Origin of the sequence: Streptococcus sanguinis (genome assembly GCF_900475275.1) — a bacterium.
Lineage (GTDB): Bacteria > Bacillota > Bacilli > Lactobacillales > Streptococcaceae > Streptococcus > Streptococcus sanguinis_N.
In genome coordinates this window covers 999,941-1,019,750 of record NZ_LS483364.1, presented here as the reverse complement: position 1 = coordinate 1,019,750, position 19,810 = coordinate 999,941, and the positions used below count along the sequence as shown (strand labels likewise).

Genomic DNA, 19,810 nt, shown 5'->3' with positions numbered 1-19,810 from the left:
ATATGAACAATCAGCTCTTGGGCAGCTTTCCTGCTTTCTCCAGCATTTTCTTGACAAAATATGGCATCTTAACATTCTCGCGCCCTTTTTTCTCAATCAGTTTCTTGACGAAATCTGGCATTTTCAGCTCTTCATCCTCTGCAAGAATCTGGCTGCTCTCCTCCGACGGCTGCAATTCATCGAAGGTTTCTTCTTCTGGAAAACATTCTTTGAAGGGTTCATGCTCATGGCGGCGGATAGTTTGAATCAGGGCATCAATTAGCCGGTCGTCTGCATTGGGCATAGGCGGTCTGTGATAAGCAACACCCAGATCATCGCAAAGTTCCTTGCACTCCACGTCATTATCAAAAAGGACCTCTATATGCTCACTGATAAAGCTAATCGGCACAAAAATATAATGCTGCGGATGTGTTTCTTGCTGGCGCATGTAGTCCAGAACGTCAGGTTTGATCCAAGGGAGTCCGATGTCACTCTCACTCTGCCAAACATTGAGATAATCCTCTTCTGTCAGACCTAACCTTTCAGCAATCAAGCGGGCATTGTCATAGATCTGATCAATGTAAGGATCTCCGAAATCCAAGGCCAGAATAGGCACACTGTGGGCTGAGAAGAAAATCTTGAAGGTCTCTTCTCCAACCTCTTCTGTAAGAATCTTTCTCAGCTCCTCTGCCCAATAATCAAGAATAGCTTCTTCCTGATACCATTCCTTAATGATATTAAAGCGGATGGAATCACTCTGGATAAACTTCTCATAGCCCATGACAGAATAGTAAGAAAAATGCGGCTCTAGAATCAAACAGATACAATCCTCAATACCATCCTCTTCCATCTGCTCAATCACATCTGTGATAAAAGGACGTGAGAATTTATTGGCAAAATAAACCGCATAATCACCAGATAAACGCTGACGGACCTTTTCCACCTCTTCTAGACTGATACGCTGCAGAGGCGTTCCACCAATGAGGACATAGTTATCATAGAGGGTCTGAATTTCATGGTCTTGCGGCCTGACACCGCGGCGAATGTTGGTAAAAAATTCAGCCACTCCCTCAAAGCTAATCTCCTCTGGCGAGCCAAAAGTCATCATTAGAATTGCTTTCTTCATCATCTTTCCTCTTCAGTCACTTCGAGAAAGCCAAGTTGACTTTCCAACGACTTTCTTGTAATCACTTTCATTTTAACATCTTAAAAAAGACTTGAATAGACCAAAAAACCTATTCCTTGAAAAGAATAGGAAAATTTAATAATTCAGACACTTTAATATTGGAAGTATGCTTTAATGATTTGTTGAGTTTTCCAGTTATAAATCAACCTTAAGCAGCCGCCCCAGCTCTTGATAGAGAATTTCTGTAGGCTGATATTCTTTGCTTTGCTGGGCAAGAGTTTTCAACTGAGACCAGTCCGGGCGATTTGTCAATTCCTTAAAAATGCGCAGCACTTCAGCATCGGTCTTTCTACGAGCTACCAGCCCTACTTGGGCTAGCTCAGCACGAACGGCATTATCAAACTGATCATAATCCTGCGGCAAAATGAGACTGGGAATCTCATGCTCAATACAGGCCATCATGATACCCGTCCCCGCATGGTGAATGGCAAAATCTATCTTATCCAGAATATCTGTATAAGGCAGATAGTCAAAGAGCAGCAGGTTTTCCGCCAGTTTGCGAGGAACATTTCCCAAGCCACTAGCTTCTCCCAAGGTGACGTAAAAGAGGTAATCTGGGTAGAGTAGGCTCAGTTTTTTCGCCCGCTCCACCATGCGCTCCTTCTCCCATTTCAAATGCGTACCGCAAGTCACTAAAACCCGCTTCTTATCGGTCTCAAAATAAGACTCATGTGCTTCAGGCAGACGATCAAAGGACAGGCATTTGTAGCCAACCCAGCGAAGATGCTTAGGAAAATCATCTCGAAACTCCAGCTCTTTCATGCCCAAAGCCAAGATAGAGTAAGGCGAATAAATAGCTTCTGTGCCGTCTTCCCGATAGAGTTTAAAATCTTGATAGTCTCCCAAACTCTTCCGGACCAAGGCAAAGGCCATTTTCTTTCCACAGCGAATAACTTGCCTGCCCAAGGCATCTCTGAACTTGTATAAGGCACCCTGATGAGGTTTCCATCCTCCCAAATAGGTCGGCGTTGTCGTCCGGCACTCAATCGCAACCGGACTCGGAATCGTGGTTATCCAAGGGATGCCAAAGCAATCAGAAATCAGGCCTGCTGGGGAAGCAACAAAATCCGCTATGACCAAATCCGGTTTACCACCCTCTTGCCAAATTCGATTTAACTCATCTATAACTTCTGGAATTAGTCTGGAATTGGCCCGAAACTGCTGATAGGCAATCAAAAGATTGCTTTGCTGCGGAGTATTGGCGATGTCTTCCATCACTGTCGGTCTTTCTGGAAAGAGAGCCAGACAGTCAAAACCAATTTCCTCTACTAGCTCTTTCTTTTGGCAGCCAGTGATGACCCGAATCCGAAAACGCGGATCCGTCAGCAGAGGCTTGACTAAGGTCAAAGTAGGCAGCAAATGCCCACTAAATGGCACACTAATCACATCAATCTTTATCACTTTTTCTAATCCAGTCATGAACTAATCCTTTCACATCTTCCCTGTATTCATAATCAAAATGGTTGCTATCCACCACCACATCAGCTGGATGGCCATCTAGAAATCTACTGTAAATATCCTTCTTTCCCTTAATGACCAGCAAGTCAATATCCTTGCGATTTAGGAGTCTCCGTGAAACAGGCCCTAGCGCAATCACTCTCAGTCTGAAGGGCAGCTTTTCCTCACCCAAGTCCTCCAGCCACTGAGTCAGCATATTGAGTCCAGAGCTTTTGCAGATAATGACAGCCTCCTCAACATCCAGTAAAGGAGATAAATGCCGCTGCAAAGCCTCCTGAAAGCGAGAATTGTAGAGAGTATGCCAATAGTAACGGATATTGGAAATGGAAGCATTCAGCAAGGTAACTTGGATTTGTCTCCCGTGCTCAAATCCCTGGTTAAACGGAAAATTGCTAGCCACCACTGAGAAATCTGGTGGACAAATCTGCTCAAGAAACTCAAGCTGTCCTGCTGTCAGACTAGCGCAGTTCAAATGACTGCTGCCACTGAGAAAAAGCAAGACTTTACTAGATTCTATCAAGGTTTGATCTAGCGACAGAGCATCCAACTTATCCAAGTACTGCTTCATCTTACTCATAGCGGATTTTCCCATCCGTCACTCGAATCTTCCTTCCCCGCCAGTTAATCACCCGCGGACTAAGCAAAACATAGAGGAAAAGCAAAGGCAAGAGTAAATCATTCAGCACTTCGTAAAACACTTCATCAGGATGCGGTTGAGTAGTTAGGATAAGGCGACGATAAGCCAGCATCCAAACCGCCTTAACCAAGAGCAAAAGCAAAGCCAGCAGCACAAAAGGCCAGCTAAGAATGAAACTGATGAGCAAAGCAGGAAGGGGCAGAAAACTAGGCAGAGCAATTAAAATAATAACCTTCCAGTCCAAGTGCTCCTTCAGATAGATAGAGCTAAAAAGCAGCCAACGCTTCATCTGCAGCAAATATCGCTTGGCATCCTTGATAGTAGTCCGAACATTACAGGTCACCCGCGTCTGGATAATCTCCACTCCCTTGCTGCGCAGAAAATCAGCCACAGCCAAATCATCACATAGATAGTCTTTAATAGCACTGAAGAGCCTCTGTTCCCTAGCTAGTTCAAGTGGCAGAATGTAGAACATTCCATTAATCGAGTGATTGGCTTTGACTTCTGCCATGGTAAAATAAGTAACGAAAGAATTTCCATTGACAAAAGCTGCCACTAGCTTGGACCAGAAATTGCTTCGTTCCTGATTATAGGGAATACCGGTCAAAATAACATTCTCACCCAGATGGTCTGTCAATTCTCCCATTTTTGAAAAATCAATGACACTGTCGTCGTCGAGAACAATCAGATATGGCCGGGTCAGCTCATCTATAATCTGCTCAATCTTATAACTCTTAGGATTAATCCCCTGAGGGACATCCTCCATGAGAAAAACGCGAATGCGCTGGGCATAGGAAGGATTTTGACAAATCTTGTCAGCCACTCGCTGCGCCTCTGAGTCAGACTGATCAATCAGCCAGTAAAACTCAACTGCTTCTGTCTGTTGGAGATTGGCTAGTAAATCATTTTCCAAACGGGGGTCACCAGATAGGATGGGCTGGACCACCGTATAAAGCTCCTCTTGAAAGTCTGATGAAGAGCTCTGCCCTTTTTTCAAATAAGCCAAAGACAAGAGCCAACGCAAGATAAAGAGAAGCAAATAGGCAGCAGCCAGCAGGGAAAAAATAAATTTCATGTTCAAAGCCCCTTTCGTAGATATGCGCCAATCAAACGGATAATCCATCTTTGCGGAAGTAGCTTCATGAGCCAAGCCAGTAGTCGATATCTCATGCCCACTATAGCATAGGAACGGCCTTGCTGGAGCAGTCTAATGATGCGCCGTGCCGCTATAACTGGACTCATCTGTAATTGATCACCACCCAAAGCATCCTGCAGCTCTGGAGGAAAGATGGCAGTCCGAACCGGTCCCAGTATATAAAGACAAACTCTCATTTCAGAGCCTTTGAGGCGCATCTCTTCTTGCAAGGCTAGACAGTAAGTCTGCAAAGCGGCCTTACTGGCGCTGTAAGCTGCCAGATAAGGATGGGGACAAAGTGCCGCTAGTGATGAAAGCTGGACAAGTCTTATCTTGCAATTGCGCTCCGCAACTTGCTTGATCAGCCGAATCGGTGCTTGGTAATTGACCTGCCAGAGGGCATTTTCAGCAGCTTCCGAAAGAGATAGCGTTGGACCAAAATTAGCCAGACCGCAGCAATTAATCAGTAGATCTGCCTCTAGCTGCTGAGCAAAATCGTCCACCGCAGCTGCATCCAGCAAATCCAAAACTCTGTAGGAAAGCTTAGCTCTAACTCCAGACAAGTCCTCTTGCAACTGAGTGAGCTTAGCTTCATCTCTGCCAACCAAAACAAGCTGGTCTGTCCTTTGAGCCAGTTCTCTAGCCAGCTGACGACCTACACCTCCCGAAGCCCCCAAAATCACAGCTTTGCTGATTGTTTTTTCCATTTGCATAGATATAGTTTACCAGATTTTGACAAGATATAAAACTAATTGCTAGATTTTACCTTTGCCTTCAAGAAACGAAAAACATTTCTCACTCTCCCCTGAATATGCTAAAATAGACTTAAATGAAATGAAAAAGGAGCATTTATGAAATATCCTAATCTTTTAGACCGTTTTCTGACATATGTCAAGGTCAACACGCGCTCAGACGAGACATCTACTACTACACCCAGCACTCAGAGTCAGGTGGACTTTGCCAAAAATGTCCTCATCCCTGAGATGAAGCGGGTTGGCTTGGAAAATGTCTACTATCTACCCAACGGCTTTGCGATTGGAACTCTGCCAGCCAACGACCCTAGCTTTACCCGCAAGATTGGCTTTATTTCCCACATGGATACAGCAGATTTCAACGCAGAAAACATCCAGCCACAGGTCATTGAGAATTATGACGGTGGTGTGATTCCGCTGGGACAATCTGGCTTCAACTTAGATCCTGCTGACTTTGCCAGTCTCCATAAATACAAGGGCCAAACCCTGATTACGACTGACGGAACAACCCTTTTGGGAGCAGATGACAAGTCAGGTATTGCTGAGATCATGACTGCTATCGAATATCTGTCTGCCCATCCAGAAATCAAGCATGGAGAAATCCGAGTTGGCTTTGGACCAGATGAGGAAATCGGTATCGGTGCTGATAAGTTTGACGCAGAAGACTTTGATGTGGACTTTGCCTACACAGTAGATGGCGGCCCTCTAGGAGAACTCCAGTACGAAACCTTTAGCGCTGCTGGAGCAGAACTGACCTTCCAAGGCCGCAATGTCCATCCAGGGACTGCTAAAGACCAGATGGTCAATGCTCTCCAGCTGGCTATTGACTTCCACAACCAACTGCCAGAAGCCGACCGACCAGAGAAGACAGATGGCTACCAAGGCTTCTACCACCTGATGAACCTGACCGGGACTGTCGAAGAAGCTCAAGCTAGCTATATTGTCCGCGACTTTGAGACAGAGGCTTTTGAAAATCGCAAAGCTGCTATGCAGGCCATCGCTGATAAGATGAACCAAGAGCTGGGCAGCGAGCGCGTTATATTGACCCTCAAAGACCAGTATTACAACATGAAGCAGGTCATTGAAAAGGACATGACACCTATCCATATCGCCAAGGCAGTCATGGAAAGTCTGGATATCCAGCCTGTCATCGAGCCTATCCGTGGCGGAACTGACGGCTCTAAAATTTCCTTTATGGGCATCCCGACACCTAACCTCTTTGCCGGCGGTGAAAACATGCACGGCCGCTTCGAATATGTCAGCCTAGAAACCATGGAATGCGCTGTCGATACCATCATCGGAATTGTTTCCTATCAAGAGTAAAAAAAGCAACCACAGAAATTCACGAGGAATTTCTGTGGTTTTTTCTCACTCTGGCAATTCTACCTTCAAGCTCATATCTGTAGGTTGTAACACTTTCTGAACAGCTGCGAGAAAGGCCAAACCGTTGTCAGATGGAGAATACTGGAATGTGATATGTATGACTTTTTTATCAAAGTTATCGCCATATCGTTCCACATACTGCTTGCTTTCGAGGAAGTAAATATAATTGTTAATTTTTTCCTGCAGAATTTCCAGATGGACTGCCTCTATTTCTTCCTGCCAGTCAACTGGATCCACTAGAAGAAGCTCCAAATGATTATCAACTGTACCAATAGCATCAAGTTCAGTTGGCTTTAGTTCTGAAGAGATGGCTTGAGTGGCGATTTGTCTAAATTCTTCTGCTGTAAAAAGAGGACGGCTATTTTCAGGATTTTTCAAAATAAAGGAAGGATGATCTTCGATGAAGAGCTTATCGGATTCATCTTGTGTATACTGTTTTTTAGATTTCCAAAAACCATACTGCGCATAATTCATCAACTCTTTCCCAGTATGTTCTCCCGACATGTAACTATCTGCAGCTTCTTTGGGGATTTCTTGAACTACTTCTGGCATTGTAATATTAAAAGTTGGATAACGCAAGAAATACTTATCACCATCTTGACAGATTTCCAACATATCTTTTTTACTTAAATAAATCGTTTTCATTTTTATGACCTTTCTCGTTCTTCTGTTGTTTTTAATTTTGTTTGTTCGTTTTTATAAAGGGTAAGTTCATTACTTCTGTAAGGAACTAATTTTATCACTTAATTATCTCTTAGCAGACTCTAGGCTTTTGGCTCGTCTTTAACTAAATCATAAGGGAAATATGGGACACCTTCCAATTCCTTGTAATCTAAACCCTTAATTTTACAAATAGCGCCAGATTCAAAGGACCAGTAACCATAATAATTATCAATATTCGCTTTATGCAAGTCATACCAACCAGTATCCCTATGTCCTGGATACCATTTCTTAGTTACATATTCTTTCAGCAGTTTGAGGGCCTGTTCAGCATTCTCTTCTTCAATAATTTTCCTAGTAAAGCCATAGGGTCTTGGAAAATTATAGTTTATCCGAATCTTCCAATCTGGATGACGTGATTGAATCAAGTAATCAATCAAATAATCCTCCGGATCATCTTTCTTGACCAAATCCACCAACTCATCAAAAGTCTCTTCATCAATCTCTAAAAGAATTCCAATGGAAAGGACCCGAACCATTTGAAGATAGCCAGAATTGCTCTGCCAAACTGGAAGAAGGCTATTGACAAAAATAATATATTCCTCCTTAAAATCTTCAATAGGATAACCAGCTGTATAGGTAGCTAGCATTTTCTTTTCTTGATAAATAGATATATCTTCTTGAGTTAGTTTAATTACTTCGTCAGTTGGACGTTTATAAGGATTAATTCCTAGTTTAAGCTGGTTTAATTCTTGTAGCCATTCGTTAATCATCGTTTCATTAAATTTAATTAATTCATTGATTTTTTCTTCTATAAATATATTATCTCTTTTCACCACTTATCCTCTTATAGTCATATAGGCTTTCTTTTAAGTTAATGAATTTTCAACTTATTCCCAGCCTTATTGATTATTATTCTGATTTTCTTCCTCACGTTGTTTTTGAAGATCCTCAAGAAATTCCTTCTGAACTTGCTTTAGCATACTACTGTTCTCTGTTTATTTTAACACAATATCAATCAAATAAGTATAGAGTTGTGAAAATCAAAAACGAATGATGGTATTAGACTTGGCTTGGTCTTCATCATTCGTTTTATTGTTGTTTTACATCAAAATGTAGTATTAACTAATCTGAACAGTTTTCAGTTGGCCATCAACTCCTGTAAAGCTGATGCTTCTGGTTGCTGCATTATAGCTGAAAGTCTCTGAGCTGACACCGTAGAGCTGAGAAAGCTCCTGCAATTTCTGGTTGAATGCTTCCTCTGACATACCAAAACTCGCTGCTAAGCTTGATTGACCAGTTGGGTTTGCAGCTGTAGAGGCTTCTGCTGGCTTGTCAGATTTGTTTTGAGCTGCTTCTCTAGTGGCAGATTCGGAAAGTAAATTATCACTTTGCGCAGTTTCTGAAACACTGCTACTTGCTGGCTGACCTGAAGTAGGCTGTTCAGTCGGCGCTTTCAGGAATCCTTTTTGCACCGCATAGGCATCCGCAGCTTGACGCTCAGCTTCTGACAAGTCTTTCTTGTAGATATAATGCTCGTGGTCCAGATGGGCTACCCGATAGCCTTGCTCATCCGCTCCGACCATATCCTGCAGATTAAAGTGATAGTCATCATCTTCCCTATGCTGAGAATCGGACTCGCTTGTTCCCTTAGGATGGACGAGTGACTGCTGGAAGGCCAGGATTTCCTTAAGCAGCTCTTTCTTGTCTGTAGCTCTCTGTCCGAGCCTATCAAAAAGCTGGTCCAGCTGCTGGTATTGCTGCTCACTTCCTTGATTCTTTTCCAAATACTGATGGATAGACATGAGCAGATTATAAAGCTGTTGATAAACTTCCTGATTTTCCGTATTAGCCGGCTCTTCCTTTTGTCCAACAATGGTTCGGCTCATCTGATCCAAAAGCTTCTGACTTGCTGTCAGCAGAGCTTGCTTATCTGAGCTGCTGCTCTTTAATTCCTTGACTAATTCTAAGATTCTAGCTGCATAGTCTGCCCGGCTGTTTTGGTCTTTTACTTCTCCAAGCAGTTCCTGAGCTTTTCCAAGGAAGACAAGAGCTTGAGCACTCTTCTCGCTATCATCCGAGGTGCCAAAATCATCATAAATACCCTTCAAAAAGTCATAAATCATGGCTTTGTAGGTTGGCTGATTTGGCTCTCCCTGATCCAGGGCTGTCTTTTCAGAGGACGCAGAAGGCTGGCCGCTAGCAAGGGCTGCTGCAATCTCTTTCTTAGTCTGATAGAGGGCAGGGAAAAGCTGCTGGAGATTGGTCGCTTCTATAAAGGCTTGAGACTTATAGAGAGTCAAGGTCAGCCCAGCTGCTTTTCTGCGCAGCTCAGGGCTCAAACGTCCATCCTCTAATGCTTGGTAGAAATAGCGAATATAATCAACCGCTGTGACGCCTGTCCGATCATGATAATCTTCTAAAGCTGATAGTAATTGTCCTAGCTCTGCCATTTCAGCTTGATTCTGGCCAGCATAAGCATTTTGCAGACGCTGTAGCAAGTCAGCTTTCTTCAGTCCATAGCTATCCGTGTCAAGTCGGTTCATTCTCTCCAAAAGTCCTTGATAGCTCTTGTCTAGCTCGGTCTCTTGGATTGGCTTGACCCTCTGATCCACATGTATAAACTGCTTATCAAAGTTATCCAGACTGCTCAGATAGCCAGCTGTTGAGTTGCTTGGCAGCTTCTTCATGGTTTCCACAAACTGCCCCAAAGCAAGCTCAATCCGCCGCTGCATAAGAGGATAATCCGCATAGAGACGCTGACTGTCCGCTTTTAGGCTTTCTACTTTTTGCAAAATAGCGGCCTCATCATAATCGCCCTGCTCATACTTAGATTGAATCTGAGGCAGACGATTTTTCAAGGCTTCTGCTGCACCCTTGGACTGGATTTTGATATAGTGGTTATGGTCGCCATGAGGAATGACAAACTGACCATCCTCTACCTGCAGACTGTAAGGCGAAAGACCTGAGCGCAAGGCTGTTGTGTAGAGCTCATTCATGAAATCCAGCTCTGCATTGCCCGTTACTAAAGGAATGCGAACATGCTCCTTGCGGACAGCATAGGGGTGGATATGAGTCGGGTCATAGGCTTGGTCAGGGTTATTAAAGACAAAGAAGCCGTTTGAGATGCGAACCGCCTCCTTGGGAACGCCATAGGTATGGCAGATATAAGCAATCTTTTCCTCATCGCTGGCATCGCGTGAATAGCGTTCAGCGTCATTGACTGCTGCTGATGGTTTTGCTAGCTGCTGCTTGGCCAAGACCTGCTCCGCTGCTTGAATCTGTTCAGCAGTCAAGTCTTTCTTGTAAAAGTAATGAGCATGGTCTCCGTGCGATACCATGTAGCCTTGGTCGTCCTTGCCAATGACAGCCTCCGCATGAAAACCATGCTCGTGATTAGGCTGTGACGGTAGCTGAGGCTTCAAAGCATGCAGTGGATCGCCCAGCGGCTCGTAAGTATAGCCAATAGGAATCAAGCGGGCAATCTTCGCTTCCAAGTCTGACAGCTTGTCATAAGGAATGAAATGATGGTGGTCTCCGTGGGGTATAACGACTCCATTTTCTGTCCGACGACTGATTTTCAGCGGGTCAAACACCACGCCGTCCCCTTCATGATAGCGCTGAGACTGAGGCAGGGCATAGAGTTGCTGCAACAGACTTGGCAACGATGGCTGAGATGGCTGAGATGGTTGAGACGGTTGAGACGGCTGAAGCGGATTAGATGGACTCGGCTGAGTAACCGCTAAGCCAGGACTTGGCTGCTCAATCTTTGAATGATTTGGTAGTTGTGGATTCGGATTTGAGACTGGCCCACCCTGATTGATAGCACTATTCTGATTCCATGTGTTGGAAGAAACTATTGTCCTACCGTAGTTAGGCGGATTCACACTTCCGCCGGTCTGCCTGCTATTCCAGTAGCTCTGAGCCGCAGCCAATTCTGCTGGTGACAGGTCGCTCTTAGGAATGTAGTGAAAATGCCCGCCATGCGGCACGATAAATGCATCGCCAGTATCCTCGATGATATCAGATGGACTAAACGTATAACCATCATCCGTCCTATATCCCCCTTGACCTTGGTAAGAAACTCCTGCAAGGTCTGCTGCCGTCTTTCCCGCAGCTAAGGACTTGCTGGGCTGGCTGAAATCGCGGGTTTTGCTTGATTTTGCAGTGGAAGATTTGCCACTATCGCCTTCTTCCTTGGTCTTATGCAGCTTCTTCTGCCGCGCAATCTCATCCACCGAGCGGACATTACTGGTATGCTTGGCATCCTTGAGGTAGAGATAATACTTCCCCTCTACCTTGATGATGTAACCATCCTTGACCTCATTGACAATATCTGCTTCCTGCAGCGTGTAGTTAGGATCTCGGATAATCAGCTCTTCGCTGATAATGGCATCAAAAGGCACCTTCCCGTCAAAGTAATGATAATGGTCTCCATGGGAAGTGACATAGCCCTGATCTGTGATTTTCACGACGATTTGTTCTGCTTCGATACCTTCTTCATCATTGATTTGATCAGATGTCAAATTTTTATCCGTCTTGTCGCCCGAAGTCTTGTCCTCAATATAGGCTACTTTGTTATCTTTGGTCTGAGGTCGGGGCTGAGCTTGCCATTGGATAAGACCGTAAGTTCCGATACCAAGAGCTAATACAGCAGCTGAAGCAAGAAAATATTTCTTTTTCATGGTTGTCTTTTATCCTTTCAAATCTTTAGCTAAAACAGCTAGATTTTCTTCTAAATTTTCTAAATAAGATAGTTGGTTGGCTGGGTCTGCTTCCAGAGGATTCAGCTCCTTGATTTGTACACCGGTCGCCTTGACCAAGGTTTGAGCCACTTTGGAAGAAGCATTGCTTTCCACAAAAATGGTCTTCACCTTGTGCTCCTTGACAAAGTCTTCTATCTCTGTCAGCTGACGCGGACTAGGCTCCTGCTCTGGTGAAATACCAGCAATGCCCAACTGGGTCAGCCCGAAGCGCTTGGCTAGATAAGAAAAGGCTGTATGTTGCGTGACAAAGGTCTTATTGGGCACTTTATCAAAAATCTCCTGATAGCGTTCTGTCAGTTTTTTGGCCTCTTCTTGAAATTTTCGAGCATTGGCCTGATAAGTATCCCGATGGTCGCTATCCAGCTCCGACAACCTGTCAGCGATAACCTGAGCTTCCTCCGCAGCTTTCTGAGGATCCAACCAGGTATGTGGGTCATAGAGCGTCTTCTCATCCACTCCCTCTCCCGCTTGGACATCTTCCAAGCCAGCGACTCGATCCAACTCCATTCCCTGGGAAGCCTCAAGGACTTGAACCTTGGAATTCTTGAGACTAGGATTCATCTCGCCAGCCCAGGACTCCAAGGTCCGTGAATGATAGACAAAGACATCTGCATCATAGATGGCTGCCACATCATTGGCTGAAGGCTCAAAATCATGAATACCGCTACTAGACTGAATCATGCGCACGTCATTCAGATCTCCTGATATAGCCTTAACCATAGAGTAGATAGGATAAAAGCTGGTTACAATTCTCAAGCCTTGCGACGAACTGGATGGACTGGATTCTTTTTGAGACTGACAAGCCCAGAGACACAAGGCCAGAGCTAGCAGGCTAAGGCCGGCTGAGATTTTTAAAGCGCGTTTCATAATATCTCCTTAACTTATTATTAACCGGTTTATTAACCGGTTAATATCATACACTTTGTCAACTTCTTTGTCAAGTTTTTTAAGAAAATAAAGCAAAAAAGAAGTAGAATTCTTTTCCACTTCCTCTTTGCTTTTAATTTAATATATTTGAAAGGTTATTTATTTATGACTATTCAAGGACAGAATAAACTTGAACAGATGTTCCTCTCAAGATTAACTGTTTGAGATTCCTTTTCCAACTTTCAGACTGTCAAATGACAATCTGGAACTGAAAACTCCTGCTCTATATCGCCTCTGTAGTGAAACTGCGGCTTTCAAGCACCTTCAGCATGGCATCGGCCGTGTCCAAGGCTGTGAAGAGGGGCACTCCGTGCTCAATAGCTGAGCTACGGATAATTCGACCATGCTTATCTGCTGTCCGCTTGGTTCCGACCGTGTTGATAATAGCCTGAACCTTGCCCTTGCGAATATAGGCTGGGATATCCTTGTTATCATCACTGCCGATTTTTTCCACCAGACGGACGTGTAGGCCGTGATTTTCAAAATAGGAGGCTGTTCCCTTGGTTGCCCAGATACCATAGCCAATATTGGCAAAACGCTGAGCCAGCTGCAGGGCTTCTTCCTTGCTATCATCTGCGATAGTAAAGACGACATTACCAAAGTTTGGCAGATGGAGATAGGAAGCCTCAAAAGCCTTGTAGAGCGCTTTTTCCAAAGTTCGGTCGCTGCCCATGACTTCGCCGGTAGACTTCATCTCAGGTCCCAAAAGACTGTCAACCTTTGCCAGCTTGGTAAAGGAGAAGACTGGCGCCTTGATATGAACCATGGAACTTTCTGGATGAAGACCATCTTCATAGCCCAGCTCTGCCAAAGTTTCCCCAAGAATCAAACGAGTCGCTACTTGCGCCATCGGAATATCGGTCACCTTGGACAAAAAAGGAACAGTCCGGCTGGCACGCGGATTGACCTCAATGACATAGACCCGCTCATCTTTGATGACGAACTGAATATTCATCATACCAATACAGTTCAGTCCCAGAGCCAAACGCTTGGTATAGTCTGCAATAGTATCCTTGACTTTCTGCGATAGGGTTTGCGGCGGATAGGCTGCCATGGAATCCCCTGAGTGAACCCCTGCCCGCTCGATATGCTCCATAATCCCTGGAATCAAGACCTGACGGCCATCAGAAATGGCATCCACTTCGCACTCATCACCGACAATGTAAGAATCAACCAAGACCGGATGATCTGGACTGGCCTTAACCGCTGTCCGCATATAAGAGCGTAGATCCGCTTCGTTTTCTACAATTTCCATGGCACGGCCACCCAAGACATAGGAAGGTCGCACCAGAACGGGGAAGCCAATCTTACGAGCAGCCTCTACTGCTTCCTCTTCATTAGTAGCCGTCTGACCTGGCGGCTGCTGAATATCCAGTTCCTTCAGCGCTTGCTCAAAGAGATCCCGATCCTCAGCTCGATCCAAGTCCGCCACTTGGGTACCTAAAATCTTAACACCAGCCTTGGACAGAGGCTCTGCCAGATTAATGGCTGTCTGCCCGCCAAACTGAACGATAACACCTTTAGGCTGCTCCAGCTCAATGACATTCATGACATCTTCAAAGGTCAGTGGCTCAAAATAGAGCTTGTCAGAGACAGAAAAGTCAGTCGATACAGTCTCTGGATTGCTGTTCATGATAATCGCTTCGTAGCCAGCTGCCTGAATAGCCTTTACAGAATGAACGGTCGCATAGTCAAACTCGACCCCTTGCCCGATTCGGATAGGACCTGAGCCTAGCACTAGAACAGATTCCTTGCTGGATTTGACAGATTCATTTTCAAAGCCATAGGTGGAATAGAAATAAGGCGTCGCAGACTCGAACTCAGCAGCACAGGTATCCACCATCTTGTAAACCGGCACAATCTTCTGCTCCTGCCGGATGCGACGCACCTGCTCGGCTGTCATGTCCCACAAGGCTGCAATCTTAGTATCCGCAAAGCCATTTTGTTTGGCTTTCTTAAGCACATAACTATCTCCAATATGACTGGCCAGCTCCTGCTCAATTTCGTAAATATGGAGCAGCTTATTCAGGAAAAAGACATCAATCTTGGTCAGCTCAGCAATTTCATCCGGACTGTAACCACGACGAATAGCCTCTGAGATATAGAAAAGTCGGTCATCTTGCGCCTTGACTATCTTCCTCATCAGCTCATCATCGCTTACTTGACTGAGAGCAGGCAGCTCATTATGGTCCACACCAACTTCCAAAGAACGACAGGCCTTGAGCAGACTCTCCTCAATATTGCGGCCGATAGCCATGACTTCCCCGGTCGCCTTCATCTGGGTTCCCAGACGGCGCTCACCCTGCTCAAATTTATCAAATGGAAAGCGTGGAATCTTAGCGACCACATAGTCCAGAGCCGGCTCAAACATGGCATAGGTAGAGCCTGTCACTGGATTGATGATTTCATCTAATGTAAGCCCGACTGCGATTTTCGCTGCCAGCTTGGCAATCGGATAGCCAGTCGCCTTAGAGGCAAGGGCTGATGAGCGGGAAACCCGAGGATTGACCTCAATGACATAGTATTTGAAACTATGCGGGTCCAGAGCCAGCTGCACATTACAGCCCCCCTCAATCTTCAGCGCACGGATAATCTTAAGACTAGCGTCCCGCAGCATCTGGTATTCATAGTCTGAGATGGTCTGACTAGGTGCAAAAACGATAGAATCACCTGTGTGGATGCCGACTGGATCAAAGTTTTCCATATTACATACGACCAGCGCATTGTCGGCACCATCTCGCATAACTTCGTATTCGATTTCCTTAAAGCCCGCTATAGAACGCTCGATCAGACACTGGGTAACCGGAGAGAGTTTGAGGCCGTTTTCTGCGATTTCCTGCAGCTCTTCCTCATTGCTACAGATACCGCCGCCAGTTCCTCCCAGTGTAAACGCAGGACGGACAATGACTGGATAGCCGATGCCAGCCGCGAATTCAAGCGCTTCATCCACAGTATTGACAATTTCTGACTCAGGGATGGGCTGGCCAAGTTCTTCCATCAGCTGCTTGAAGAGATCCCGGTCTTCCGCTTGGTCAATGGCCGATAACTTGGTCCCTAAGAGTTCCACTCCCAGCTCTTCTAAAAGCCCTGACTTGGATAATTCCATGGCCATATTGAGTCCAGTCTGGCCGCCCAGAGTAGGCAAAAGAGCATCTGGCCGCTCCTTACGCAAAATCCGCGCAACAAACTCCAGCGTGATAGGCTCGATATAAACCCGATCCGCAATTTCCTTGTCCGTCATGATGGTCGCTGGGTTAGAATTAACCAAGACAACACTGTAGCCCTCTTCTTTCAAGGACAGGCAAGCCTGGGTTCCTGCATAGTCAAACTCCGCAGCCTGACCGATAACGATAGGACCAGAACCGATGACCATAATTTTCTGAATATCTTTACGTTTTGGCATAGTGCACCTCTCAATCTTGCTTCCTAGTAAGCCTGATGGGCATCCATCATTTCCATAAACTCATCAAAGAGATAGTCTGCATCATGCGGTCCCGGCGCAGCATCTGGGTGGAACTGCACAGAAAAGGCAGGATAATCCCGATGGCGCACACCTTCGACAGACTTATCATTGATTTCTTCATGGGTCACAATCAGGCATTCCGGCAAATCCTCACGACTGACTGCATAGCCATGATTTTGACTGGTAAAGTCAACTCGGCCTGTCGCAATCTCACGTACCGCATGGTTGAAGCCACGGTGGCCGAACTTCATCTTATGCGTCTTGGCACCGTTAGCCATGGAGAAGAGCTGATGCCCCATACAGATTCCGAAAATTGGAATTTTGCCCTGAACACCACGAATCATGTCCAGAGCCTCCGGCACATCTTCCGGATTTCCCGGTCCATTGGACAGCATGACGCCGTCAGGATTGAGCTGGAGAATTTCCTCAGCTCTGGTATCATAAGGCACTACTGTCACGCTGCAGTTGCGCTTAGCTAACTCCCGCAGGATAGAATGTTTGAGACCAAAGTCAACCAATACCACACTGCGACCCGTTCCCGGAGCTGGATAGGACTGCTTGGTAGACACCTGCTTGATATTATCAGTCGGCAGAACTGTCGCCTGCAGCTGGTCTTGCAAATGCTCAATACTATCATCCGCATTGGCAATGGTTGCCCGCATGGTTCCATGCTGGCGGATAATCTTGGTTAGTGCCCTTGTATCAATTCCCGAAATGCCTGGAATCTTCTTGATTTTGAGGAACTCATCCAAAGACAATTGTTGGCGCCAATTACTGGCACGACGAGCATGCTCATAGACCACCACTCCCTTACAGGTCGGTAAAATGGATTCATAGTCGTCCCGATTGACACCATAATTTCCAACCAAGGGATAGGTAAAGGTCAGAATCTGGCCGTTATAAGACTGGTCCGTAATCGATTCCTGATAGCCTGTCATACCTGTATTAAAAACGATTTCGCCTGTCACAAAAAGATCCGCTCCAAAAGCTTCCCCTTCGAAGATCATGCCATTTTCTAATATTAAAAGTCTCTTTACCATTGTTCCCTCCTGTCCAAGATGCAGACCGTTCATGACCATCCACATAAGATATATAATAATAGGGAGTGGGATTGCTTCACATAGCTTCACCCACTCCCGGCCTACTGTCCGAGATTATTGACGACCTTTCAGAACCGCTTCGATAATAGCCATTCTGACAAAGACGCCGTTGGTCATTTGTTCAACGATACGCGATTTTGGTGCTTCGACCAGATGATCCGCAATTTCTACATCGCGGTTAACTGGAGCTGGATGCATGAGAATCGCTGTATCTTTCATACGGTCATACCGCTCTTGAGTCAGCCCATGCAGTCTGTGGTAATTTTCTTTAGAAAAGATGGACTCGTAGTCATGGCGCTCATGCTGCACGCGCAGGAACATCATGACATCCACTTCTTCAATTACCTCATCAATGGTGACAAACTTACCATAGTCCGCAAACTCTTGGCTCCGCCATTCTTCCGGACCAGCAAAGTAGAGCTCTGCCCCCAAGCGCTTGAGAATCTGCATGTTTGACTTAGCCACGCGCGAATGGTCCAAGTCACCAGCAATCGCAACCTTTAGTCCTTCAAAGCGACCAAACTCTTGATAAATAGTCATCAAATCCAGCAAGCTTTGGCTAGGATGCTGACCAGAACCGTCTCCACCGTTAACGATAGAAGTCGTAATGGTTGGACTTTCCACTAGCTCTTTGTAATAATCCACTTCTGGGTGGCGAATGACACAAACATCGACGCCAAGGGCAGACATGGTCAGGATAGTGTCATACAAGGTTTCTCCTTTATTGACCGAGCTGGTCTTGACATCAAAGTCCAGAAGATCGCAACCCAACTTCAACTCTGCTACCTCAAAGGCCTTGTGAGTCCGCGTCGAAGGCTCAAAGAAGAGGTTAGAAACGATATGCTGCTCATCATAATGGACTTTAGCGCCATTTCTAAATTCGATTCCGCGTTTAATCAAGGCCATAACTTCTTCATTTGACAGAGTTTCCATAGAAACAAGGTTCTTAAGAGCGATTTGATTGGATGACATGATGTAATTCTCCTTTATGAAAGAATGAGGGCTTCCAGAGTGCTGCAAGTAAAGTCGCTCTGAGAGCAAGCTATTTTTGAACGAAAGTTAATGATTTAGCACCTAGCTCAATCCTTGGGCTCAGGCAGGACAAGATAGAGTACAATTCCCAGAATAGTTGACAAGGCAACTCCTGAGATTTGCAGACCCGACAGCTGCAAGGTCAGACCGCCGATACCAGATACCAAGATAACACTGGCAATCAAGAGGTTCTTTTTATTGTCAAAGTTGGTCTGTGCTTCGATCAGAATTTTGAGACCGCTCGAAGCAATTACCCCAAAGAGGGCGATGGAAATACCACCCAGTACAGGACTCGGAATGGATTGGAGCAATGCAGATACCTTGCCAACAAAGCTCATGACAATAGCCAGCACTGCTGCGCCAGCAATGACATAGACACTGTAGATTTTATTGAGCGCCATAACTCCGATATTCTCTCCGTAGCTAGTCACTGGCGGTGCTCCGAAAAGCCCTGCAATAATCTGAGCCAGACCATCACCAGTCAAAGTCTTGTCTAGACCCGGATCCTTGAAGAAATCCTTGCCTGTCAAGCTATTCAGCACCATAACATGCCCGAAGTGTTCTGTCATGGTTACAAAGGCGATAGGCGCCATAGTTAAAATCGCACTAGGATAAAATTTCACATCGTAGTCCAAGAAAGGCAGACTCATAGGCGGAAGGTGGAACCAAGATGCTTCCCCAACCTTGGCAAAAGAAACGATTTCCTGCCCAGTCACAGCCCCTAGAATCAAGCTAAAGATGTAGCCGACTATCAGGCCTAGCAAGACTGGGATGATTCCCACAATCTTCTTACCATAGATATTAAAGAGGATGACTGCCAAGAGAGTGACCATACCGATAATGAAGTAGGTCAAATCATAAACCTTTTCACCATTAGCTGCTGTCTTATTCATCACATCGCTAACAGCTGTTCCAGCCAAGCTCAGACCAATGACCATGATGATAGGCCCAACCACTACTGGCGGCAGCACCTTGTCAATCCAAGCATTTCCAGCAAACTTGACAATCAGTGCCACGATAAAGTAGACCAGACCACCAGTGATGGCTCCCTGTGCAACCGCTCCGATACCATCTGTCTTCATCAGCATCTGCATGGCTGCGATATAAGCAAAACTAGAGCCCATGTAAGCCGGAATCTTGTACTTGGTAACAGTCAGATGGGCCAGTGTTCCCAGACCGCTGGAAAAGAGGGCTACCGCTGGGTCAATTCCCACCAGAATCGGTACCAAGACCGTCGCCCCAAACATGGCGAACAAGTGCTGAAAGGATAGTCCTAAAAGCAGACCTGGCTTTGGCATATCATGCACATCATACTTAACATCTTGACTCATT

The 19,810-nt window shown here is 45.5% G+C and carries 14 protein-coding genes; 1 reads left to right on the top strand and 13 read right to left on the bottom strand.

Annotated features, from left to right (window positions below; all coding sequences use genetic code 11):
• Window positions 1-10 precede the first annotated feature (10 nt).
• From hemH to DQM55_RS05265, 5 genes are all read right to left on the bottom strand, one after another.
• Window positions 11-1,105 (bottom strand): ferrochelatase, encoded by a 1,095-nt coding sequence (gene hemH / locus DQM55_RS05285; protein WP_172454783.1) that lies wholly within the window; start codon window positions 1,103-1,105, stop codon window positions 11-13.
• Window positions 1,106-1,300: 195 nt separating this feature from the next.
• The gene (locus DQM55_RS05280; protein ID WP_111675713.1) at window positions 1,301-2,584 is read right to left on the bottom strand and encodes a glycosyltransferase; all 1,284 of its coding nucleotides are present in this window, start codon (window positions 2,582-2,584) and stop codon (window positions 1,301-1,303) included.
• The gene (locus DQM55_RS05275; protein ID WP_172454727.1) at window positions 2,553-3,200 is read right to left on the bottom strand and encodes a hypothetical protein; all 648 of its coding nucleotides are present in this window, start codon (window positions 3,198-3,200) and stop codon (window positions 2,553-2,555) included. Before DQM55_RS05275 ends, DQM55_RS05280 begins: the two co-directional genes overlap by 32 nt.
• Window positions 3,193-4,335, bottom strand: coding sequence for a glycosyltransferase (locus tag DQM55_RS05270; RefSeq protein WP_172454726.1), 1,143 nt, complete (start codon window positions 4,333-4,335; stop codon window positions 3,193-3,195). The genes DQM55_RS05275 and DQM55_RS05270 overlap by 8 nt, the downstream gene beginning before the upstream one ends.
• 2 nt (window positions 4,336-4,337) lie before the next feature.
• Window positions 4,338-5,108, bottom strand: coding sequence for an SDR family NAD(P)-dependent oxidoreductase (locus DQM55_RS05265; RefSeq protein WP_111675710.1), 771 nt, complete (start codon window positions 5,106-5,108; stop codon window positions 4,338-4,340).
• Window positions 5,109-5,246: 138 nt separating this feature from the next.
• Between DQM55_RS05265 and pepT the strand changes: the two genes are divergently transcribed.
• Entirely contained in the window at window positions 5,247-6,470 is a 1,224-nt protein-coding gene (gene pepT, locus DQM55_RS05260) for a peptidase T (RefSeq protein ID WP_111675709.1), read from the top strand.
• A gap of 45 nt (window positions 6,471-6,515) precedes the next feature.
• On the opposite strand, the gene DQM55_RS05255 is transcribed toward pepT, so the two are convergent.
• From DQM55_RS05255 to DQM55_RS05220, 8 genes are all read right to left on the bottom strand, one after another.
• On the bottom strand, window positions 6,516-7,175 hold the full coding sequence (locus tag DQM55_RS05255; protein ID WP_002904652.1) for a DUF6572 domain-containing protein: 660 nt from the start codon (window positions 7,173-7,175) through the stop codon (window positions 6,516-6,518).
• Window positions 7,176-7,294: 119 nt separating this feature from the next.
• Window positions 7,295-8,029: a PoNe immunity protein domain-containing protein gene (locus DQM55_RS05250; protein ID WP_111675708.1), complete on the bottom strand. Its 735-nt coding sequence runs from the start codon at window positions 8,027-8,029 to the stop codon at window positions 7,295-7,297.
• 282 nt (window positions 8,030-8,311) lie between these two features.
• Window positions 8,312-11,875, bottom strand: coding sequence for a pneumococcal-type histidine triad protein (locus DQM55_RS05245; protein WP_111675707.1), 3,564 nt, complete (start codon window positions 11,873-11,875; stop codon window positions 8,312-8,314).
• A 9-nt stretch (window positions 11,876-11,884) separates the two neighbouring features.
• Window positions 11,885-12,823 carry a metal ABC transporter solute-binding protein, Zn/Mn family gene (locus DQM55_RS05240; RefSeq protein WP_111675706.1) on the bottom strand — a complete coding sequence of 313 codons (939 nt, stop codon included), beginning with the start codon at window positions 12,821-12,823 and terminating at the stop codon, window positions 11,885-11,887.
• A 283-nt stretch (window positions 12,824-13,106) separates the two neighbouring features.
• Window positions 13,107-16,286, bottom strand: a complete 3,180-nt coding sequence (carB, locus tag DQM55_RS05235; RefSeq protein ID WP_111675705.1) for a carbamoyl-phosphate synthase large subunit — start codon at window positions 16,284-16,286, stop codon at window positions 13,107-13,109.
• 23 nt (window positions 16,287-16,309) lie between these two features.
• Window positions 16,310-17,386, bottom strand: a complete 1,077-nt coding sequence (locus tag DQM55_RS05230; RefSeq protein ID WP_172454725.1) for a carbamoyl phosphate synthase small subunit — start codon at window positions 17,384-17,386, stop codon at window positions 16,310-16,312.
• 114 nt (window positions 17,387-17,500) lie between these two features.
• The gene (locus DQM55_RS05225; RefSeq protein WP_002900182.1) at window positions 17,501-18,418 is read right to left on the bottom strand and encodes an aspartate carbamoyltransferase catalytic subunit; all 918 of its coding nucleotides are present in this window, start codon (window positions 18,416-18,418) and stop codon (window positions 17,501-17,503) included.
• A 107-nt stretch (window positions 18,419-18,525) separates the two neighbouring features.
• Window positions 18,526-19,809, bottom strand: a complete 1,284-nt coding sequence (locus DQM55_RS05220; protein ID WP_002900181.1) for a uracil-xanthine permease family protein — start codon at window positions 19,807-19,809, stop codon at window positions 18,526-18,528.
• Window position 19,810: the final 1 nt, after the last annotated feature.